Genomic DNA, 22,381 nt, shown 5'->3' on the forward strand with positions numbered 1-22,381 from the left:
GTCGCTGAAAAACACAGCGATTTAAAATAAGTTAAAAACTTCGCAGAAGTTGACAACTAATCAATAGCGTGTTATGATGAATAAACAAGTTGTTCGAAAGAACGACGATAAAATTGCTCTTTGAAAACTGAACAAAACAAAGCGCCAACGTTAATTTTTTAAGTGAGCACACACTATCAAAAAAGCAAAATGAGCAAGTCAAACATTTCTTCGGAGAGTTTGATCCTGGCTCAGGACGAACGCTGGCGGCGTGCCTAATACATGCAAGTCGAGCGAATCGATGGGAGCTTGCTCCCTGAGATTAGCGGCGGACGGGTGAGTAACACGTGGGCAACCTGCCTATAAGACTGGGATAACTTCGGGAAACCGGAGCTAATACCGGATACGTTCTTTTCTCGCATGAGAGAAGATGGAAAGACGGTTTCGGCTGTCACTTATAGATGGGCCCGCGGCGCATTAGCTAGTTGGTGAGGTAATGGCTCACCAAGGCGACGATGCGTAGCCGACCTGAGAGGGTGATCGGCCACACTGGGACTGAGACACGGCCCAGACTCCTACGGGAGGCAGCAGTAGGGAATCTTCCGCAATGGACGAAAGTCTGACGGAGCAACGCCGCGTGAACGAAGAAGGCCTTCGGGTCGTAAAGTTCTGTTGTTAGGGAAGAACAAGTACCAGAGTAACTGCTGGTACCTTGACGGTACCTAACCAGAAAGCCACGGCTAACTACGTGCCAGCAGCCGCGGTAATACGTAGGTGGCAAGCGTTGTCCGGAATTATTGGGCGTAAAGCGCGCGTGGTGGTTCCTTAAGTCTGATGTGAAAGCCCACGGCTCAACCGTGGAGGGTCATTGGAAACTGGGGAACTTGAGTGCAGAAGAGGAAAGTGGAATTCCAAGTGTAGCGGTGAAATGCGTAGAGATTTGGAGGAACACCAGTGGCGAAGGCGACTTTCTGGTCTGTAACTGACACTGAGGCGCGAAAGCGTGGGGAGCAAACAGGATTAGATACCCTGGTAGTCCACGCCGTAAACGATGAGTGCTAAGTGTTAGAGGGTTTCCGCCCTTTAGTGCTGCAGCTAACGCATTAAGCACTCCGCCTGGGGAGTACGGCCGCAAGGCTGAAACTCAAAGGAATTGACGGGGGCCCGCACAAGCGGTGGAGCATGTGGTTTAATTCGAAGCAACGCGAAGAACCTTACCAGGTCTTGACATCCTCTGACAACCCTAGAGATAGGGCGTTCCCCTTCGGGGGACAGAGTGACAGGTGGTGCATGGTTGTCGTCAGCTCGTGTCGTGAGATGTTGGGTTAAGTCCCGCAACGAGCGCAACCCTTGATCTTAGTTGCCAGCATTCAGTTGGGCACTCTAAGGTGACTGCCGGTGACAAACCGGAGGAAGGTGGGGATGACGTCAAATCATCATGCCCCTTATGACCTGGGCTACACACGTGCTACAATGGATGGTACAAAGGGCTGCAAACTATGCGAAGGTAAGCGAATCCCATAAAGCCATTCTCAGTTCGGATTGTAGGCTGCAACTCGCCTACATGAAGCCGGAATCGCTAGTAATCGCGGATCAGCATGCCGCGGTGAATACGTTCCCGGGCCTTGTACACACCGCCCGTCACACCACGAGAGTTTGTAACACCCGAAGTCGGTGAGGTAACCTTTATGGAGCCAGCCGCCTAAGGTGGGACAGATGATTGGGGTGAAGTCGTAACAAGGTAGCCGTATCGGAAGGTGCGGCTGGATCACCTCCTTTCTAAGGATAAATACGAGAGCGCTTTTGTTTTGTTCAGTTTTGAATGAGTAATTCATTCAGATTCGAAAGATCTCATCACGTAGTGATGGAATTCTTTCTTCTTTGTTCCTTGAAAACTAGATAATAGATAGAAGGCAATTAATTTTTTCAAAGCATCAGTAAGATCTTTTTTAACGGTTAAGTTAGAAAGGGCGCACGGTGGATGCCTTGGCACTAGGAGCCGATGAAGGACGGGACTAACACCGATATGCTTCGGGGAGCTGTAAGTAAGCTTTGATCCGGAGATTTCCGAATGGGGAAACCCACTGTTCGTAATGGAACAGTATCTTTACCTGAATACATAGGGTACTGAAGGCAGACCCGGGGAACTGAAACATCTAAGTACCCGGAGGAAGAGAAAGCAAATGCGATTTCCTGAGTAGCGGCGAGCGAAACGGAATTAGCCCAAACCAAGAGGCTTGCCTCTTGGGGTTGTAGGACACTCAACATGGAGTTACAAAGGAACGGGGTAAATGAAGTGATCTGGAAAGGTCCGTCAAAGAAGGTAAAAACCCTGTAGTTGAAACTTCGTTCCCTCCTGAGTGGATCCTGAGTACGGCGGGACACGAGAAATCCCGTCGGAAGCAGGGAGGACCATCTCCCAAGGCTAAATACTACCTAGTGACCGATAGTGAACCAGTACCGTGAGGGAAAGGTGAAAAGCACCCCGGAAGGGGAGTGAAATAGATCCTGAAACCGTGTGCCTACAAGTAGTCAAAGCCCGTTAATGGGTAATGGCGTGCCTTTTGTAGAATGAACCGGCGAGTTACGATTTCATGCGAGGTTAAGTTGATAAGACGGAGCCGCAGCGAAAGCGAGTCTGAATAGGGCGAATGAGTATGAGGTCGTAGACCCGAAACCAGGTGATCTACCCATGTCCAGGGTGAAGTTCAGGTAACACTGAATGGAGGCCCGAACCCACGCACGTTGAAAAGTGCGGGGATGAGGTGTGGGTAGCGGAGAAATTCCAATCGAACCTGGAGATAGCTGGTTCTCTCCGAAATAGCTTTAGGGCTAGCCTCAAGATGAGAGTATTGGAGGTAGAGCACTGATTGGACTAGGGGCCCCCAACGGGTTACCGAATTCAGTCAAACTCCGAATGCCAAATACTTATTCTTGGGAGTCAGACTGCGAGTGATAAGATCCGTAGTCGAAAGGGAAACAGCCCAGACCACCAGCTAAGGTCCCAAAGTATACGTTAAGTGGAAAAGGATGTGGAGTTGCTTAGACAACCAGGATGTTGGCTCAGAAGCAGCCATCATTTAAAGAGTGCGTAATAGCTCACTGGTCGAGTGACTCCGCGCCGAAAATGTACCGGGGCTAAACGTATCACCGAAGCTGTGGATTGACACCGTATGGTGTCGATGGTAGGAGAGCGTTCTAAGGGCGTTGAAGTCAGACCGGAAGGACTGGTGGAGCGCTTAGAAGTGAGAATGCCGGTATGAGTAGCGAAAGAAGGGTGAGAATCCCTTCCACCGAATGCCTAAGGTTTCCTGAGGAAGGCTCGTCCGCTCAGGGTTAGTCGGGACCTAAGCCGAGGCCGAAAGGCGTAGGCGATGGACAACAGGTTGATATTCCTGTACCACCTATACATCGTTTGAACGATGGGGGGACGCAGAAGGATAGGGTAAGCGCGCTGTTGGATATGCGCGTCCAAGCAGTTAGGCCGGAAACGAGGCAAATCCCGTTTCCATTAAGGCGGAGCTGTGATGGCGAGGGAAATATAGTACCGAAGTTCCTGATTCCACGCTGCCAAGAAAAGCCTCTAGTGAGATGTAAGGTGCCCGTACCGCAAACCGACACAGGTAGGCGAGGAGAGAATCCTAAGGTGTGCGAGAGAACTCTCGTTAAGGAACTCGGCAAAATGACCCCGTAACTTCGGGAGAAGGGGTGCTTTTTAGGGTGAATAGCCCGGAAAAGCCGCAGTGAATAGGCCCAGGCGACTGTTTAGCAAAAACACAGGTCTCTGCGAAGCCGCAAGGCGAAGTATAGGGGCTGACACCTGCCCGGTGCTGGAAGGTTAAGGGGAGAGGTTAGCGCAAGCGAAGCTTTGAACCGAAGCCCCAGTAAACGGCGGCCGTAACTATAACGGTCCTAAGGTAGCGAAATTCCTTGTCGGGTAAGTTCCGACCCGCACGAAAGGTGTAACGATCTGGGCACTGTCTCAACGAGAGACTCGGTGAAATTATAGTACCTGTGAAGATGCAGGTTACCCGCGACAGGACGGAAAGACCCCGTGGAGCTTTACTGCAGCCTGATATTGAATTTTGGTACAGCTTGTACAGGATAGGTAGGAGCCTGAGAAGCCGGAGCGCTAGCTTCGGTGGAGGCGTTGGTGGGATACTACCCTGGCTGTATTGAAATTCTAACCCGCGCCCCTTATCGGGGTGGGAGACAGTGTCAGGTGGGCAGTTTGACTGGGGCGGTCGCCTCCTAAAGAGTAACGGAGGCGCCCAAAGGTTCCCTCAGAATGGTTGGAAATCATTCGTAGAGTGTAAAGGCACAAGGGAGCTTGACTGCGAGACCTACAAGTCGAGCAGGGACGAAAGTCGGGCTTAGTGATCCGGTGGTTCCGCATGGAAGGGCCATCGCTCAACGGATAAAAGCTACCCCGGGGATAACAGGCTTATCTCCCCCAAGAGTCCACATCGACGGGGAGGTTTGGCACCTCGATGTCGGCTCATCGCATCCTGGGGCTGTAGTCGGTCCCAAGGGTTGGGCTGTTCGCCCATTAAAGCGGTACGCGAGCTGGGTTCAGAACGTCGTGAGACAGTTCGGTCCCTATCCGTCGCGGGCGCAGGAAATTTGAGAGGAGCTGTCCTTAGTACGAGAGGACCGGGATGGACGCACCGCTGGTGTACCAGTTGTCTTGCCAAAGGCATAGCTGGGTAGCTACGTGCGGACGGGATAAGTGCTGAAAGCATCTAAGCATGAAGCCCCCTCGAGATGAGATTTCCCATAGCGCAAGCTAGTAAGATCCCTGAAAGATGATCAGGTTGATAGGTCAGAGGTGGAAGCGTGGCGACATGTGGAGCTGACTGATACTAATAGATCGAGGACTTAACCACGCTTTAAAAAATGAAATACCTTCTTATTATCTAGTTTTGAAGGAACAACGTTCCTTTATTGTTTGGTGACGATAGCGAAGAGGTCACACCCGTTCCCATTCCGAACACGGCAGTTAAGCTCTTCAGCGCCGATGGTAGTTGGGGGTTTCCCCCTGTGAGAGTAGGACGCCGCCAAGCCATTTTGAAAAGATCAGCCATCCTTGGCTGGTCTTTTTTGTATTATATTTATATTTGTATAATAAAGGTCTAACCACCATTGAGTTAACATAAAAGGTAGAGAATGATAACTGTAGAGAAAAATTGGATGTAGTTAGGGAAGTGTGTAGGATATAGACATACTATATCGAATGATACATTAAATTTACTTTTTATTGTTCGTAAGGGATATTTTTCTTATATCTGTATAATCATACCTGTGTAAAGACAAATGGACAGAATTCTTCGTTTCTAAAGGGATATATGTTAAACTTAAATTAGTTCTGAAACTGTCATTGGGGGAATAGCCGATGGATACCTCTGCTAAAGATGAAATGATTTTTTCGTTTGCTGGATGGTTGAGAGACCAAGGCAAATCAGATAATACGATCAAAACGTATACTGGTGTTCTTTCACAGTTTTGTGAGCAGACACAGAAGATATTAATGGAGATTCACTCTGAGGATATTCAAGATTATCTGGATTATTTAGAAAATTGCAAGAAAAGTCCAGGGACAATTGAAAAGCATTATATTGCTCTAAATGTCTTCTTTAAATTTTTAGAAAAGCCACAGATAATGCTTTCTGTTGAGCGTAAGGTAAAGGAGCACAAGCATGAGGTGCCAGAAACCTTAAGCATCAAAGAGCAGGAGGCACTTTTGAGGGATATAGAGGCAGAGGGGAATCTGAGGAATATTGCCATCGTCTACCTATTATTACATACTGGAATTCGTGTCTCTGAATTATGCGACTTAAATAGTAGAGATGTCATCATGGATACAGATCGAAATTATATCCTTGTCCGGAACGCGAAGGGTGAAATTGATAGAACAGTCCCACTTACAGTATCGGCTATACTACATGTTAAGAATTACCTTTATTCATTAAAAGAAAAAGCAGATCCGTTGTTTATTTCAAGTTACAATCAAAGAATCACTCCGAGATCGGTACAATATATTTTGAAAAAGTACAATGTACACCCACATAAATTACGTCATACATTTTGTCAAAGATTAGTGGATAACGGGATAGATGTACAAACCATTTCCAAGTTAGCTGGTCATAAAGATTTGAACGTCACGAAGCGTTATTTGAAAGATAAATCACTGAATCTTGAAAATGCGATAGATCAAACTTTTACCAAACATTAGTCTATATAAAATAAAAAGGAAGGGGTAAACCCTTCCTTTTTTTGTTATAAAAATTGGCATTTGAGACTATGGATTGTCAGGGGATAGGGAGTCAGTTGTCTAGTTTCTGTCGGCAGGGTTGGATGAAAAGGAATACGGAGTCTGATTGATGTAGCACCCTGAAACAATTAATGATGCACAATATGGAGCCTCTTAGTGAAGCAGAAACCGAAAACTTGTAAGTATAAACTATTAACTGTTTTATATCTCAAGGAAGGTGAGGGTTAAGTCAATCAAACGTTTTTTTAGGTTTAGAAGCCACCACATTAATAACATCGATAAGAATTATGATGTATTGGATAACGATGTGGGTCCAAATTATCAAACTAAAAAGGGTATCCCAGTATGAGATACCCTCTTGCTTGCTTACTTAGCTGTTTTTTTCTTTTTACCAATTTTCATTATTACTTCATATACTACCGGTACGATGACAAGTGTAAGCAATGTAGAACTCACTAGTCCGCCGATAACGGTAATTCCCAAACCTTGTGAGATCAAGCCACTGCCTTCTGCTCCTATGGCCAATGGTATTAAAGCACCGATCGTAGCAAGGGCAGTCATCAAGATTGGACGTAGACGGGTAGATCCCGCCTCGAGTAATGCTTCACGTGTTGATAAGCCGGATTCTTCATTTTTGATTACCCGGTCCACTAATACGATGGCGTTGGTTACAACGATACCGATAAGCATGAGCACACCCATCATGGCCGAAACGCTGATGGTCTCACCGGCAATGAATAAGCCTACTAAAGCTCCGATTACCGTGAATGGTAAGGAGAATAGAATGGCGATTGGCGCTAACCCGCCATGGAAAGTAACGACAAGGACAAAGTAAACGATAGCGATGGCTGCCAACATAGCGATTCCAAGTTGAGTGAATGATTCTTGGATATCTTCGGTTACTCCACCATAGTCTACAGTGACACTTGCTGGAAGGTCTAATTTTTCAACTTCCTTTTGTACCTCTGATGTTACTGCTGCAACATCATCCGATTTGATTGTTGCAGAAACGTCCGCGTAAATTTTTCCATCGCGACGGCTTATAGTATCGGATGCCTTGCCTTCCTCGATTTTAACAAGCTCTTTTAAAGGAATTTCCATTCCCATTGGAGAAGTGATTTTCGTATTCTCGAGATCTTTTTTATCTTCGAATGTCTTTTCTTCTGTCTCTACATATACTTTGACTTCTTCTCCATCTTTCTTAATTGTAGTTAGAGCATCATTTTTGTTTGAATTTGCAATGGACATGCCAACTTGGGCGGCTGTTAATCCAAGTTCACTAAGTTTCTTCTGGTCTGTCACGAGTGTGTATTGCTCATATGCATCGGAAAGACTTGTGTCGACATCTTTCAATTCTTTATTTTTCTTCATGATGTTTTGAATATCATCGATTACCGGTTCAATGTCTTTTTGTGTATTTCCATAGACATAAAGGGTCGTTTCGTTGCTTGATGTGGAAGTGAATTCTTGTTGCTTCCACGTTCCAGGAGAGTCAAGATTGGTTAAATGTTTTATGATCTTTTCTTTCTTTTCCCCGAAGTTTTCGGTGTCTTCATCAAAAAGTACATAGAAGAGGGCTGAGTTACTAGAGCCGCCCATCATGCCACTCATCATGTTTTCACCTAGTGTGTATTGGACTGTCTTCACATCATCTTTATCCATTAGGTACTTTTCTACTTTTTCCGTTTCCTTTTCAATATCCTCTTTTAATTCGCCAGGTGCTGGGGTATAAGTAACGATGATCTGCTTCTCTTCATCCGCAGGCATGAAGCTGACACCGATGCTTGGAATGAGGAATAAGCTACCGACTAATAATACTATTGCTGTACCGAATGTGATCAACTTATGGCTTAATGACCAATTCAGTGCTTTACGGTAGAATCCAGATAGCTTGCTTGGCTTTTCTTCATGTGATTTCAATTCTTTTTCGGAAAGGCCGTTTTTAAATAATGAGTCTGCCATGGCCGGTACAAGAGTGATGGCAATTATTAATGATGCGACTAATGCAAACACCATTGTAAAAGCGAATGGCATGAATAGTTCGCCAACAGGTCCTGTAACGCTTGCTAACGGCAGGTAAACGGCTACAGTAACGATAGTTGATGAAAGGATAGGAATGAACATTTCCTTAGTAGCGGAACGTATTAATTCGCCGCCTTTTAATTGCTCGCCTTTTAATGCCATTCTTCGATAAATATTTTCAATTACGACAATTGAGTCATCGACGACTCGGCCAATAGCAACTGTCATGGCTCCCAATGTCATAACATTTAATGAGATGTCCAATTGTTTGAGCACCAAAAGGGCTGCCAACAAAGATAATGGAATCGAGATGACGGATATTAGGGTCGTTTTAAAGTTTCTTAGGAAAAGCATGATCACTATGACGGCAAACAGACAGCCGAAAATGGCCTTGCTAATCATGGTTTCGACAGAATCTTTAATCGGTTTGGCTTGATCAAGCGTAGTATGTACGCTTACGCCTTTAAATTCATCTTTAAAATTCGAAACTTGGTCTTGCACTTCGTCTACGATTGCAACTGTATCGGCATCCGGCGATCGGGTTACTTGAATCCCGATTGATTCACTACCGTTTGTTCTTGATATAGTCTCAGCCTTACCGGTGATTTTCACATCAGCAATGTCTGATAATTTGACACTTTGTAGTTGAGGAACTGTTGCATCAGGTGCTTGTTCAGGTGATACTTGATTGGTTCCCGGTGCTGTTTGAGTTGGTGCCTTTGTGTTAGAACCGCCTGTTAAAGGTATTTTTATGTTTTTTAAGTCTTTTAAAGTGGAGATGTTTCCATCAACAACAATTGTTTTTTCTTTATCATCAAAGTTATATAGACCAAGTGGCATTGTTACATTAGCAGCTTGGATGACTTTTTTTACGGTCTCTTCATCTAGCCCGTATTGAGCCATCTTTTCTTGATTGAATGCAAGGCTACCCTCATTTACCTGTTGTCCTGAAATTGTTACGGAAGTCACTCCGTCAATTCCTTCAAGTTTAGGGACTAACACCTCTTCGACATTTTTTGTTAGGGCAGGTAAATCCGAATCTTTATCTGTTATACTGAGTGCTACAACAGGAAAAGCGTTTAGCTCTAGTTTAGATACGCTGGGGCTATCAACCCCCTCAGGTAGTTCTAATTTCTCTAATGCTTCTTTCACTTCTTTTACAGCATCGTCCATATCCGTATCATAGTCATATTGTAATTGGATTGAAGAAACATTAGCCATAGAAGAAGAACTAACTAATTCAACTCCTGATAAGTTTGTGACTTTTTGTTCAATTTGATCTGTAAGTTTATTGGCTACTTCTTCAGGTGCAGCACCAGGGTATACCGTGGAAATGCTTATTAAAGGAGTAGAGATGTTTGGAATGGTCTCTTGCTTCATGTTTAAACCGGAATATAGACCTGCTGCAACGATGATAATTGTCAGCAACCAGATTGCCAGTTTGTTTTTCAAAGAAAATTTAATGATTGAATTCAAACTTTTACCCTCCATACTTTATATTGTGACTAGTCGGTCATAAACTCAAATATATAGTATATGGATTATGAATGCAATAAATAATATTCAGTTGGTGTAACGTTGTGATTTCAAGGGTTTTGAGATACAATGTGGAAGAAATGACTCGCTGGTCATATAGAGGACAATATTTAAGAGATAGGATGAATTTGATGAATGAAAAGCATAAAATAATTATAGATAAGTCCGTAGAGATTTTCGCAGAGAAAGGTTATCATGCTACTTCCGTTCAGGAAATTACTGAAAAGTGTGGGATAGCCAAGGGATCCTTTTATAATTATTTTAAATCGAAGGAAGAGTTGCTTGTTTCAATTTTCAAATATTATTATGGTGCATTAACGGACTCGTTGCTTGATATCGAGTTAGATGATTCTTTATCCAGTAAAGAGAAATTTTTGATGCAAATCATTGTACAAATAGAGCACGTGACAGGAAATACCAACTTGATTCGAATGATGATGCAGGAACAAATGGTTCATATCAGTAAAGAGCTAGATAGGTTTTTACACTATATCCATGAAGAGGGCTTAGTTTGGTTCAAACGTAAAATAGTAGAATTGTATCCAGAAATACCGACAAACTTCTTGCCAGATTGTACTATTATGTTAGACGCACTTTTCAAAGGTTATATCGGAATTTTATTCAGAAACAGACATTCATTTGAAGTGGAGAGGCTGCCTATCTTCATTTTAAATCGGATGGATTCCATTATAAAAGGTCTACATAAAACGGACGATCCTTTATTGAAAGAATTCCCTTTAATTGAATGTTCCATACAAAAAGTGAGCCCTAAAGAGGAAATTAGTTCAATCATTCGCCAGGTATTGGAAGTAGGAAAGCATAAAGAAGAGGGGTTAGAGACAAGTAAAAATGTTGAAGCGTTAAAAGCAATTCAAGAGGAGTTCTCTAAAGTTAGACCAAATGGCATAATATTAGAAGGACTTTTATTATTTTTAGAAAAAAACGAAAAACGAAATACCATGTGTTCTAAGCTTATCATTTTAATGAAGGATTATTTGACAAAAAATTAAAGATTTTTTGAAGAGGCATACTGCCTCTTCTTTTATTTAAACCTTTTTCTAAATAACTCCTATATAAATTTCTTCACATGATTATGATTAAATTTCAAAATTGATGATTAGGAAAGAGTAGGAAGAAGGTAACTTTTTATATGAGGTTGAGGTCAGAAAAGGAAAAAGGAAAGTTAATTATTATGGAAATGATAAGTTTGAAAGAAGTCTAGAAGCTTAATTAAATGGCAAGTTTCGTCGATTGATGTAGGGAAGACTATGATGGTTTTGGTCCAGAAGAGTTTTATAGGCGCGAGTTTAATGCATTTCCCCATGGTCAGTCCAGGCGCTGGTTTTTTTGGCTTGCCATCGACTCAAATTCAAGCTTTCCTAATCTGAAAATCCTAACTCAGTCAGGGTTGAAGAATGTGAAGGCGGGGCATCTGTATTGAAACAAAAGTGCCGCTTGAGGTAGATAAGTATGGAGGGAATTATAGCAAATCGCCAATGCGAATCAACGTCTTTATGCATCATCTTTCTATATTAACTTCAAATTAGGGAGACAAAGTATTATTTAATATTAATGTGTTTTTTTTGTTTTATTCATTCCTTATTTCTGCAATTGTTTCCAAAATAAGATAAAATATAGAGTGATATTTCATTTATTGCAGGAGGAACACATATGGTGTACCAGGTCAGATTGTTAAAGGGCATTTTAGAGCCTCATAGGAGTCGTTATCAGCTGCAAAATGCAGAAGCAGTCACACGACTTGGATGGAAATTACTATTATTATATTTTCTTAGTTTCATAGTTTTTGCTGTGGAAGGATATTTTGGCGTTGGATCGGAATCGTTTTCCAAAGAAATTACGAAGATGGATTCTAGTGAATTTGAAATGGGAAAGTTGTTGATAGTAGGCGGCAATATAATAGCGAGGTCTATTTTACCCTACCATATACTTATTTTTATCATCTCTATTCTTTTGGATTGTTATAGATATCCCATACATAAAATTAGTAATCGTTCAAATGATTATTCTTGGTTTGCAATTATTAGAAAAGGTGTTTCTAATCCCTATATTAGTATTAATGGATATCGGAAACGATGCAAATCCTTTTTCATTGGGAGTTATCAGTCAGTACTTTCTCAGAAGTGATTACTTTATTCACTTTTTCAGTGAAATCACCATTTTTCAATTTCTGATTATTGCTCTGCAATATTTCTATTTAAAGGAATTTTCAGAACGGAATAATTATTTGGTGCTTTTAATGATTGTTCTATTCTATCTGGCCACGGGGTTTGTTAAAGCCTTTTTAGCGTACATCCAAGTGGGCGTATTTGTATAAGGTGGGTGAAAACAATGAAAAAATGGAAAATTGCAGCCGTATCAGTGGCATCGGCTGCGTTAATAACCGTTAACTTTTACCTTATTGAAAAGAAAGAAAGCAAAGTAGAACGAACTGTTTTTGTCGAAAACTGGACAAAGGTAAAAAAAGATACAATTACGGATACTATTCAAACAAAAGGGGTAGTTAAACCTGTAGAAGAGTATGATATCTATTTCGATACCAAGAAAAATGATTTTCAGAAATTCCTTGTAAAAGAGGGAGATGAGGTAACGGCTGGATCTTCGTTGTTTGAATATACTACACCCGAACTTGATGCTCTCAAAGGAAATCTAGAAGCGGAAAAAACTGCCGCTGAGGGTGAAATGGTGGGGATTAATGATTACATTGATAAGTTGAAAGCTTATCAAGGAAGTTTGACAAGTAATTCTAATAAAGCAGTAATCGATAATTCGATAGAAAAGAGCTTAAATATTGATATAACAACTACCTCTTCAGACTTGATTGAAAGTAATATTGAGCAAGAAATGTACAAGCTGGAACTTGAAAAAAACCGCTTGGAAGAAAAGGTTGTTATGCTGGATGCTCAATTAAGTTCAATTGAGGAGCAAAAAGGCGCGGTTGAGACGGCGAGTGAGGCTGATGGTGTTGTAAAAAATATCAATAAAAACCTGAATAATCCCATTATATCCATTGTTTCAACAAATGTGGCAATTGAAGGGGATTTCTCTGAAGAGGAGATGAAAAAAGCTGAAGTGGGCATGACTATAAAGGCAAGTTCCCCTGATTTAAAAAAGGCGTTGAACGGAACAATAGGTCGTATACATTCTTATCCAGAAGAGGAGCCATCACTAAAAAAAGATAACAGATTTCCATTTCAGGCATTGATTGAGCCAGGAGATGAAGAAACTAAACCTTTGTTGGTAGGGTCAAAAGTCAATCTTACTGTAATAACCAATGAGAAAGCGGGTGTACCCTCTATCCCTGTAGAGGCAGTACATCATAAAAAACAGCCGCATGTCTACAAATTGACTAAAAAAGGCTATGTGGATAAACACTATATTACAAAAGGGCTTAAAGCAGAAGGAAAGCAAGAACTCATAAAGGGACCGGCGGTAGGTGATGTTATTCTAATAGAACCGAATAGGATTGTGAAAAATCATTCTTATTTTGTTACTCCAATTCAGTTTGAGAAGGTGAAATCTGCTAGTTATAAAAAATTCACCACTCGGGAAAAGGTGAGGTATATATTACTGGGTATGTTAGAAAAATAATCCATTTTTTCATTATTCGAGAGAAGGGATATATCAATCAGTTTTATTGTTATTTATATATCCATATAACAAAATTAAGCAAAATAGAGAATGTGTTATTATAGGTAAAATAGTCACTAATACAGAATATTCAGACATTTGCAAAGGTTTTTTCTTAAAGGGACAAGAAAAAATATTTACAGAATAACATTTTTAGTATAATATTTTATTATTAAGTATTCGCTTAATCTTATTACAAGAACGGGGGACCCATTTTTGCGGATTTTTTTCGCTAGGGGTGAATTCAGAAATGAAAGGGCTTTTGTGTTTCCAATTCCTAACCCGACAGCTAACCTCGTCAGCGTCTTTAAGGGAACATGTGTGAATATTCACGCCTATAGGAAATCGACACATGAAGTGTCTTTTTTTCGGCGTAAAGATAGAGTTTTTCAATAAAAGAAAAATTACTTTCTTTCTATTAGTATCTTGTTTCCCTTACCGAGACAAAATGTTTTTGCTTTAAAGACTTTATGGAAGGTGAGGAAAGTAAATGAAGAAATTTAAATTAAGTTTAGCTAGCCAAATTTTTATTGGTTTAATTCTAGGGATTATTGTTGGTGCCATTTTTTATGGTAATGCGACAGCCCAAAACTTTTTACAACCATTCGGAGACATTTTCCTACGAATGATTAAAATGATTGTAGTACCAATCATTGTGTCAAGTCTTATCGTTGCAGTTGCGGGTGTAGGTGATTTAAAAGCAGTAGGTAAACTAGGAGCTAAATCACTTTCATACTTTGTGGTGGTAACAATGATAGCGATTGCTGTTGGTCTAGTTTCCGCGAATATTATCCAGCCTGGTGCTGGTGTAAATATGAACAATCTAGAACAAACTGATATTTCTACCTATGTTGATACAGCAGAAACTAAGCAGCATGAATCTTTTGTGGATACAATTGTTCACATTGTGCCATCCAATCCAATTAAAGCTATGGTAGAAGGCGATATGCTAGCAATCATTTTCTTCTCTGTTTTGTTTGGACTTAGTATTGCGGCTATCGGTGAAAAAGGTAAACCTGTATTCCGTTTCTTCCAAGGTGCAGCAGAAGGAATGTTCTACTTAACTAATATGGTCATGAAATTTGCTCCTATCGGGGTATTTGCACTAATCGGTGTGACCATCTCCAAGTTCGGTTTGGAATCTTTAATTCCATTAGGTAAGTTAGCGCTTTCTGTATACGGAACAATGATTTTCTTTGTAATTGTCGTTCTGGGTCTTATTGCAAAATTTGTAGGGTTCAATATCTTTACGTTGATTAAGCTTCTAAAAGAGGAATTAATTCTTGCGTTCTCGACAGCAAGTTCTGAGGCAGTTCTTCCGAGAATCATGGAAAAAATGGAGAAAGCGGGATGTCCGAAACATATTGCTACGTTTGTTATTCCGACAGGATACTCTTTTAACCTTGATGGTTCTACATTATATCAAGCGTTAGCAGCTATCTTCATCGCTCAAATGTATGGGATTGATTTAAGCGCTTATGAACAAATTACACTAATGTTAGTGTTAATGATCACATCTAAGGGGATTGCAGGTGTACCTGGTGTATCTTTCGTAGTTCTTTTAGCGACATTAGGAACAGTTGGTATTCCAATTGAAGGTTTAGCATTTATTGCTGGTATAGACCGTATTCTTGATATGGGCCGTACAGTAGTAAACGTTATTGGTAATTCACTTGCAGCAATCGTTATCTCAAAATGGGAAGGTCAATTCAACCCTCCTGCCAATAATGAAAAACTAGAACAAGTTTCTTAATATAAAAAAACCAGAGTGATATGTCACTCTGGTTTTTTTTGTGAATTTTGAAAAACTAATTCTTACTTTTGAACAATCCAGAAGCGGCAATCTGATGAGAAAGTGATGACATCATCGCTTTCATGGAATAATTCACTTCGGTAAAAACTTTCTAGGAAAGTAAAACCTGCTTCATTGAGACTGTCAAAGACCTCCCGTTGATTAGGTATATGAAGAAAGGTATCTTTTTGTAGGGTCTTTCCAGAAGTGAATATATCACCAAACTCATATAGCCGGTCATCCTGTTTACCTTCACACCAAATCATTTCTTCCTGCTCCCAAAAATTCAGGTAATTTTCATTTTTGTCACGGTCATGGGTGGTAAAAATGAAAATTCCATCAGATACTAAAACACGGTTAATTTCTTTTAAAGCTAGAATGCGGTTTTTTCGTTGAGGGATTTGCATTAAACCATTAAAGGTGAAGATTGCTTTATCGAATGATGAGTTATTGAAAGGAAGGTCTGTGGCGTCGCCAAGGATAAAAGGTATATCTAGGTTTTCTTCGCGTGATATTTTCCGGGCTTCTTGTAGCATGGCAGGAGTTAAGTCGAACCCGGTTATTTTGTGGAAACCTTGTTTATATAAGGAAAAGGTGGTTCTTCCTGTACCACAACCGATATCAAGGATTTTGTCATCTTGGGAAAAATATTTCTCGAATGCATACTTTTCAGATTGCCACAGGCCTATCTTTTTCGTTGCATCGGCATAAAGGGGAGCGGCTTCATGAAAAGAATTAATGATAAAACCTTTTTCAATTTTATCCATCGTCATTCCTCCAAACCTTTATTTTTACTATAATATGGATATTTATTTTTGTCGAGCTTGGATCTATCTTATTTAAATTAATGGCTGAACTTTTTACATGGTAAGAAATAAAGGCATATATCTTTCACTATAATGTCATAAAATGCAGGTGTGGATTTACATTCTTAATTATATAACCTTCGTGAAATCCAAAAAGTTTGATAAAATAACACTAATGATTGAAAGGGTCGGAGGGGATAAGGTTATGAAAAATGAAAGTAATGATATTTTATATATGCATATGCAGGCTTCCGAACGGTTTGTCCTTTTTAACGGTCTTACTTTTCAAGAGTTTGCCTTCTCACTGCCATATACCTTGAATTCCATCTTATTATTGAAACATCAATTCGATGGTGGGGAATATAATTTGAATGTTCTGCTTGAAAGCGTATCATCTGAAGATATTTCTAAACTCCTTAAAGAGAATGTTCAAGGGTATGGGGATTTCTGTTGGATCGATTTTGAAGAGGCAGACGGATTAGATGAATTAGAGGGGAGGGAAATATCGGAACTTTTATATTTAGGGCATACGAAAAATCATTTGGAGCCTCCTTTTTTTCGTAAACTGAATAATCAGTTCGTGTATCTTGCTCAGGATGACGGCTGGTTTAATAAAATTTATTTTCGTTCTCTTTCGACATATTATAATATGTTAGGGAGTCTAATTCCATTGAAGCTGGAGCCATTAAAAGTGGAAAGAAATTGGTTGAGGATCAGAAAGAAAAAAGAATTAACGGCTATTCCTGTAGATATCATTACTGCCTTGGCCCCTATTCTGGCAGAGGGTCTCGTTTTTTCATTCAGGCATGTTAAGTACTCAAGGACTAAGATTGAGGTTCCGGCATGGGTTGTGGGGGATTATTTAAACATGGATGAGATGTATGACGACTTTTCTGATAGAAAAATAAAAGAACCGGATGTCTTTATCACCTTTCATCGAAAGGAAAAAGTATGGGAGAGTGTTATAAAAAGCAACTCATTCTCATAATACCTCGAAAGTTGCCTGGGGTTACATAGAAGGAATTTTTACCCTTGATATATATGAGGTTTTTAGGTGTAAAACTTACTATCCCATGCATAAAGTAATTAATGGTCTATTTTATCATTGGAAAACCACCAATGATAGAAGTTTCACTTTTCCACGCATCAACAGGCTGTAAAGGTAATAAAAAAGGAAAAAATTTGGGTCAACAGCCTGTAAATGCCCGATTGGTTCCAACGCACAAGATGTGCTAACACAGGAGTTGCCACAGGACGTGGCGAATTTAGCCTGTGATTATACTAAGGTAATCATTGGAAAACCACCAATGATAGAAGTTTCACTTTTCCCCGCATCAACAGGCTGTAAAGGTAATAAAAAAGGGGAAATTTCGGGTCAACAGCCTGTAAATGCCCGATTGGTTTAACTAACCATCATTGGAAAACCACCAACGATAGAAGTTTCACTTTATCCGTTTTAGTGTAAAATGATACAATGAACAAGGTTAATAGAATATTGGAGGGTAATAACTCATGAAAACTAAACTTGGTTTGCTTTATGGTGGGAAATCTGCGGAGCATGATGTTTCAATGCAGACGGCTTTAGCGGTCATTAAAGCTCTCGATTTAGCAAAGTTTGATATATATCCGATTTACATAACAAAAGATGGTTCTTGGATAAATGGACCGAAGTTAACAGGACCTGCTGAGAGTGTGGAGGCTCTAACTTTTACAACTGAAAGATCGATCTCTCCTCTTGCTCTACAAGCTCATTCAACGGATGAAAATAGTGGATCTACGGGATATGATGTCATTTTCCCACTACTTCACGGACCGAATGGGGAAGATGGAACCGTACAAGGGATGCTTGAGCTATTGAATCTTCCTTATGTAGGGAATGGAGTTCTAGCTTCATCTGCTGGAATGGATAAGGTAATCATGAAAAATATTTTTGCTCAGGCTGGTCTTCCGCAAGTGAAATACACTTGGTTTATCCGCTCTGAGTGGGAGAAAAATACTGAAAGCTCCATTAATAAGGTGGCAGAAGAGTTAGGGTACCCATGCTTCGTTAAACCGGCTAATTTAGGTTCAAGTGTCGGTATCAGCAAATGTAATGATGCAGACGAATTAGAAAAAGCAGTTGCAGAAGCATTTCAATTTGACCGGAAGATAATCATCGAAGAAGGAGTCATTGCTCGTGAAGTTGAGTTTGGTATTCTTGGTAATGATGACCCCTCTTGTTCAGTAGCAGGAGAAATTATTCCTAAGAAAGACTTTGCCTTCTATGATTATTCAGCAAAATATGTTGACGGTAATTCAGCGATGGTCATTCCAGCGGAGATAAAGGAAAGTGAATATGCAGCTTTATCTGAAATGGCTATAACGGCCTTCAAGTCATTAGACTGTTCTGGACTGGTTCGAGCTGATTTCTTTTTAACGAAAGAAGGAAAAATCTATATTAATGAAGTTAATACAATGCCAGGATTTACTCCATTCAGTATGTTCCCGTTATTGTGGAAGCACACAGGCATTGACTATCCAGCGTTAATTGAAACACTTGTGAAGCTTGCCTTGGAACGTCATGAAGAAAAACAGAAAATCAAATATACAGTTTAAACGTCAGAGAATTTATTAGTAATTATAATAATCCATCAAAGGTGATTTATGTAATGGATTCAATTCAGCAGGAGTCGGGGTATCATACCGGTTTCTGCTAAGTTTGTTTAATGGAAAAAGAGAGAGCGGTTAACGGTTCGATGAATGTAGGAGGAACGAAATGATAAAGAGAACGTTAAAACAAGTATATGAAATGGTAGGTGGATTGAATGATATTATTCCATTTCAGTCCAAAGGAATTCATGGAGTAACTATTGATTCAAGAACAGTTAAGGAAGGATGTTTGTTCATTCCGTTAAAGGGTGAGCAGGTTGATGGCCATCAATATGTCAAGCAGGCATTAGCGCAAGGAGCGGCGGCTTCTTTTTGGCAACGAGATATTCCGAATCCTCCCCAAGATTTACCGATTATCATTGTCGAAGATACCGAAATAGCACTCCAGCAATTAGCGCGCTCTTATCGTCAGCAATTGAATATTAAAGTCATTGGGATAACGGGAAGCAATGGTAAAACAACTACAAAAGATATGACGGCTGCCCTGCTAGCTACCACCTATAAAGTTCATAAAACCAATGGTAACTTCAATAATCATCTTGGTCTGCCGCTGACGGTGCTTTCTATGGATGAGGATACGGAAGTGGCTGTTTTGGAAATGGGGATGAGTAGCCGTGGTGAAATCGAGTTTTTATCCAAAATGGCAAGACCTGATGTAGCCGTTATTACCAACATCGGTGAATCACACTTATTGGATTTAGGTTCACGTGAAGAGATTGCCAATGCAAAGCTAGAAATTGTTGAAGGATTGGCAGAAGACGGAACACTGATTTACCATGGTGATGAACCTTTGCTCTGTAACCGGATTAAAACCGAATTTCCTGAATTAAGGGTAGTATCTTTTGGACGTACTGAACAAAATGATTTATTTCCAAAGACGATTACGCAAGGGACAGACAACACCTCGTTTACAATCACAAATGATAAACAGGAAATTAACTATGAGATTCCAGTTCTAGGGCATCATAATGTTCTTAATGCATTGGCAGCTATACTGGCTGCGAAGGAATTGCAAGTAGATGTTTCATCGATTCAAAAAGGTCTGTCAACTATCCGGTTAACTAATATGAGAATGGAAATGGTTGAGGGTGCGAAGGGACAGAAAATCATCAATGATGCGTATAATGCCAGTCCAACTTCTGTTAAAGCTGCGGTCGAGTTGATTGAAGGCTTATCTGGTTTTGAAAATAAAATCCTAGTACTGGGAGATATGTTGGAGCTAGGGAGACAGGAAAAAGACTTTCACTTGAAAATCGGTGAACTAATTTCTGGTGATCGTATTGATAGAATCTTTACGTATGGTCCGCTAGCCAACTTCATTGCCAAAGGAGCGAGCAAAACCTTTTCAGCTGAGAAGGTTCGGTCTTTTCAAGATAAGCAGCAGCTAATTGAAGAGCTTAAGAAGTCTACCCAGGCCAATGATATAATTCTTGTTAAAGCATCGAGAGGTATGAAGTTAGAGGAAGTTGTTCAAGCTTTACAAAAGTAAAATCTAGAGTAAAAAAAGCCGATTTTTTTGAAATCGGCTTTTTTCTATCACATTCAAAAAAGCGTACCAGCAATAATACAGATGTCATCATTTATTTCTGAATGCTTCATCCTTGAAACCAGTAACTTCTGCAGAAGGTCATGCGTATCAAGATGGACGTTATCAATAAACTCCCTCTCAATATTTTCAAACCGGTTAACGGCAGGGCGATTGAATGACTCAGAAAGTCCATCTGTATAGGTGATGAAACGGCTCCCGGCATCATATTGAAATACCACTTTTTTAATAGGCATATCAGGAATAAGGCCTATAGGTATCGACCCTTCACTTAAATTGTGGATTTCATTGGTGCATGGGGAATACATAAAGGCTGGAGGGTGTCCACAGTTCACATATTCGATGAGCCGTGTCCTTGTATTCACGTAACCAATGAAGGCTGTAAAGTAAGAGTTATTCACACTTACCTTCTGCATATCTTGAAATAGTTGCCCCATATGTTTATTCAGTTCCTTTGTAATGAAAATAGGGTCTTTTACACGTTTAATAAGGTCTGGCATTAAAGTGCGGATGGACATGCTTATAAGTGCGGTGTGAATGCCTTTTCCGCAAACATCGATGATTATGAATCCGTACTTTCCGTCGTCAACCTCCATCCAGTAAAATAAATCTCCGGACAGCTCACTTGAAGGTTGGAAAAGCCCATGGATCTCTATATCTTTCTTCTGGATCGACAGTGGTAAACCTAATTGTTGAAAGTTCCTTGCAATGTGCAGACTCTTTTTTGATTTCTTGTTAATTTTTTCAAGTTCCTGTTCATTCATTTTTGCTGAGTACAACTGCATGCTGATGTTTTGGAGGGATTTGAATTTTATCTTAATTTCCACAGAATTGGCTGGAACTGCTATGATTTCATAAAAGGTCTTTTTCGGTAACACCTGAGGATTTTCCATTCTTCTGGATCGTTTGTAAATAAATAAAATAGGAATCTCAAGGGATTCTGCTAAGGCAAACATGGAAGTTTGCTGCCAACAATCTTTTGAAATGTGTAAAGGTAATATAAATAATGATTGCAATAAGTCCGTTGGGGCATGGAATAGATGCCTTTGATTGAGTGGGTCTTCTAAAAAAATGACTTTTTTACTAAATGTCTCTAACATAAGACTAAAGTCCTTGCACAAAGGAATATCTAATGTGTATATGTTCATGTAACCCCCCTAGTATCTTTTTAATAGGTCAATCATACTGCATTTCGACAAGTTTAATATCTATTTTAAGTGAAAATTAATTATTTTTTTGAATTATCCGACTTCTACTTATTTATAAACACGTTAAACTATAAAGAATTACGGGTATAAAGTCTTGTTGCGAGAAAAGGAAGAATGGAATAAGGGTGAGTGGGTTTCTAATTAAATGGGTATTTTATATTTAAGGAAGAATTTACTGAAAAAAGAGAAAGAATTCAGCGGTTCTCTGAATGTATTTTGACTCGTGCGCCTTTATATTTTGCCCTTTTACTTATGTTAAGCAGCATTGAAAAAGAATGATGGAACTATATTGACCCAAAACATTATATGGAGATATAACGTTTATTTTGAGAATTCAACATACTGTGAGGTGTTATAGGCAAGATTCCAAGTTCCAAAAAAATATAAAATACCATTGATTTGATTTATCTAGTGTAAGTTTGGTCAATTGTAAAGGAAGCAGTTTTCTAGCCTAAATGTAGATACGTCTAAGTTCCCCTAATTTGAGGAGAGTTTTAGACAAATCTAATGGACAAGTGTGACAGGATTTTTTTGAAACCAAACATTAAACAGTTTCAATGTTGTATGAATACAATATATTAGTTAATAAACGTATCTCGGCCGCACATTTTTCTATGGGGATTTTCATTTTAGCTTTTCTTGAATACTCGAAACTTTTGAGTAACCATGGATGCAGTGATATCCTTTATTGCAATAACAGTTTGAAAATGGTAATATAAAGTATGAGTTTAAATGTCTTATCATTGATGATTAATTAAATTAAATCAGGTTGAGGCAACAAAATTGTTTGTTCTTACATGTTTCATGAGGTTCATTTTTGAGATTATTTTAGATTAAATAGGCCGCGCGTCTGGTCATATATAAAAGCTGCATTTCTTGGCGGCTTTAGTAGCTAATAGGGAATCAAGCCGCGTTTAGCGCTTT

At 39.9% G+C, this 22,381-nt stretch carries 11 protein-coding genes, 3 rRNA genes and 1 riboswitch; of the genes, 11 read left to right on the forward strand and 3 right to left on the reverse strand.

Annotation, left to right across the window (positions count from 1 at the left end; genetic code table 11):
- Positions 1 to 207 precede the first annotated feature (207 nt).
- The 4 genes from JFV29_RS29415 to JFV29_RS29430 all read left to right on the forward strand — a co-directional run bounded on the left by JFV29_RS29415 (position 208) and on the right by JFV29_RS29430 (position 6,211).
- Positions 208 to 1,758, forward strand: a 16S ribosomal RNA gene (locus tag JFV29_RS29415).
- A 175-nt stretch (positions 1,759 to 1,933) separates the two neighbouring features.
- Positions 1,934 to 4,865: ribosomal RNA gene (locus tag JFV29_RS29420) — 23S ribosomal RNA — on the forward strand.
- Positions 4,866 to 4,926: 61 nt separating this feature from the next.
- Positions 4,927 to 5,042: ribosomal RNA gene (gene rrf / locus JFV29_RS29425) — 5S ribosomal RNA — on the forward strand.
- Together the 16S, 23S and 5S rRNA genes form the textbook arrangement of a ribosomal RNA operon.
- A 329-nt stretch (positions 5,043 to 5,371) precedes the next feature.
- Positions 5,372 to 6,211 carry a tyrosine-type recombinase/integrase gene (locus JFV29_RS29430; protein ID WP_201188307.1) on the forward strand — a complete coding sequence of 280 codons (840 nt, stop codon included), beginning with the start codon at positions 5,372 to 5,374 and terminating at the stop codon, positions 6,209 to 6,211.
- A 405-nt stretch (positions 6,212 to 6,616) separates the two neighbouring features.
- Here JFV29_RS29430 and JFV29_RS29435 read toward each other — a convergent pair whose 3' ends face one another.
- The gene (locus tag JFV29_RS29435; RefSeq protein WP_201188309.1) at positions 6,617 to 9,748 is read right to left on the reverse strand and encodes an efflux RND transporter permease subunit; all 3,132 of its coding nucleotides are present in this window, start codon (positions 9,746 to 9,748) and stop codon (positions 6,617 to 6,619) included.
- 191 nt (positions 9,749 to 9,939) lie between these two features.
- Here JFV29_RS29435 and JFV29_RS29440 point away from each other — a divergent pair, with 191 nt between their 5' ends.
- The 4 genes from JFV29_RS29440 to JFV29_RS29455 all read left to right on the forward strand — a co-directional run bounded on the left by JFV29_RS29440 (position 9,940) and on the right by JFV29_RS29455 (position 15,209).
- The gene (locus JFV29_RS29440) at positions 9,940 to 10,818 is read left to right on the forward strand and encodes a TetR/AcrR family transcriptional regulator (RefSeq protein WP_201188311.1); all 879 of its coding nucleotides are present in this window, start codon (positions 9,940 to 9,942) and stop codon (positions 10,816 to 10,818) included.
- A 661-nt stretch (positions 10,819 to 11,479) separates the two neighbouring features.
- Positions 11,480 to 11,953, forward strand: coding sequence for a hypothetical protein (locus JFV29_RS29445; RefSeq protein WP_201188313.1), 474 nt, complete (start codon positions 11,480 to 11,482; stop codon positions 11,951 to 11,953).
- A gap of 204 nt (positions 11,954 to 12,157) precedes the next feature.
- Positions 12,158 to 13,417, forward strand: coding sequence for an efflux RND transporter periplasmic adaptor subunit (locus JFV29_RS29450; RefSeq protein ID WP_201188315.1), 1,260 nt, complete (start codon positions 12,158 to 12,160; stop codon positions 13,415 to 13,417).
- Positions 13,418 to 13,627: 210 nt separating this feature from the next.
- A riboswitch (cyclic di-AMP (ydaO/yuaA leader) is annotated at positions 13,628 to 13,775 on the forward strand.
- Between the two features lie 171 nt (positions 13,776 to 13,946).
- The gene (locus tag JFV29_RS29455) at positions 13,947 to 15,209 is read left to right on the forward strand and encodes a cation:dicarboxylate symporter family transporter (protein WP_201188317.1); all 1,263 of its coding nucleotides are present in this window, start codon (positions 13,947 to 13,949) and stop codon (positions 15,207 to 15,209) included.
- Between the two features lie 62 nt (positions 15,210 to 15,271).
- Here JFV29_RS29455 and JFV29_RS29460 read toward each other — a convergent pair whose 3' ends face one another.
- A complete protein-coding gene (locus JFV29_RS29460) occupies positions 15,272 to 16,015 on the reverse strand; it encodes a class I SAM-dependent methyltransferase (RefSeq protein ID WP_201188319.1) in 744 nt (247 codons plus the stop codon).
- A gap of 244 nt (positions 16,016 to 16,259) precedes the next feature.
- On the opposite strand from JFV29_RS29460, the gene JFV29_RS29465 reads away from it, so the two are divergent.
- The 3 genes from JFV29_RS29465 (at position 16,260) to JFV29_RS29475 (ending at position 20,192) form a co-directional block, all read left to right on the forward strand.
- Positions 16,260 to 17,042 carry a hypothetical protein gene (locus JFV29_RS29465; protein ID WP_201188321.1) on the forward strand — a complete coding sequence of 261 codons (783 nt, stop codon included), beginning with the start codon at positions 16,260 to 16,262 and terminating at the stop codon, positions 17,040 to 17,042.
- Between the two features lie 524 nt (positions 17,043 to 17,566).
- On the forward strand, positions 17,567 to 18,649 hold the full coding sequence (locus JFV29_RS29470; RefSeq protein ID WP_056526341.1) for a D-alanine--D-alanine ligase: 1,083 nt from the start codon (positions 17,567 to 17,569) through the stop codon (positions 18,647 to 18,649).
- 160 nt (positions 18,650 to 18,809) lie between these two features.
- Positions 18,810 to 20,192 carry a UDP-N-acetylmuramoyl-tripeptide--D-alanyl-D-alanine ligase gene (locus JFV29_RS29475; RefSeq protein WP_201188323.1) on the forward strand — a complete coding sequence of 461 codons (1,383 nt, stop codon included), beginning with the start codon at positions 18,810 to 18,812 and terminating at the stop codon, positions 20,190 to 20,192.
- Positions 20,193 to 20,245: 53 nt separating this feature from the next.
- On the opposite strand, the gene JFV29_RS29480 is transcribed toward JFV29_RS29475, so the two are convergent.
- A complete protein-coding gene (locus JFV29_RS29480; RefSeq protein WP_201188325.1) occupies positions 20,246 to 21,397 on the reverse strand; it encodes a PP2C family protein-serine/threonine phosphatase in 1,152 nt (383 codons plus the stop codon).
- Positions 21,398 to 22,381: the final 984 nt, after the last annotated feature.

Source organism: Peribacillus sp. TH16 (assembly GCF_016651095.1).
Lineage (GTDB): Bacteria > Bacillota > Bacilli > Bacillales > DSM-1321 > Peribacillus > Peribacillus butanolivorans.

Bases quoted from the DNA above. Each gene is read 5' to 3' on its own strand.
- JFV29_RS29470 (WP_056526341.1), top strand. From the start codon at position 17,567: ATGAAAACTAAACTTGGTTTGCTTTATGGTGGGAAATCTGCGGAGCAT.
- JFV29_RS29455 (WP_201188317.1), top strand. From the start codon at position 13,947: ATGAAGAAATTTAAATTAAGTTTAGCTAGCCAAATTTTTATTGGTTTA.
- JFV29_RS29450 (WP_201188315.1), top strand. From the start codon at position 12,158: ATGAAAAAATGGAAAATTGCAGCCGTATCAGTGGCATCGGCTGCGTTA.
- JFV29_RS29445 (WP_201188313.1), top strand. From the start codon at position 11,480: ATGGTGTACCAGGTCAGATTGTTAAAGGGCATTTTAGAGCCTCATAGG.
- JFV29_RS29440 (WP_201188311.1), top strand. From the start codon at position 9,940: ATGAATGAAAAGCATAAAATAATTATAGATAAGTCCGTAGAGATTTTC.
- JFV29_RS29430 (WP_201188307.1), top strand. From the start codon at position 5,372: ATGGATACCTCTGCTAAAGATGAAATGATTTTTTCGTTTGCTGGATGG.
- JFV29_RS29480 (WP_201188325.1), bottom strand. From the start codon at position 21,397: ATGAACATATACACATTAGATATTCCTTTGTGCAAGGACTTTAGTCTT.
- JFV29_RS29460 (WP_201188319.1), bottom strand. From the start codon at position 16,015: ATGGATAAAATTGAAAAAGGTTTTATCATTAATTCTTTTCATGAAGCC.
- JFV29_RS29475 (WP_201188323.1), top strand. From the start codon at position 18,810: ATGATAAAGAGAACGTTAAAACAAGTATATGAAATGGTAGGTGGATTG.
- JFV29_RS29465 (WP_201188321.1), top strand. From the start codon at position 16,260: ATGAAAAATGAAAGTAATGATATTTTATATATGCATATGCAGGCTTCC.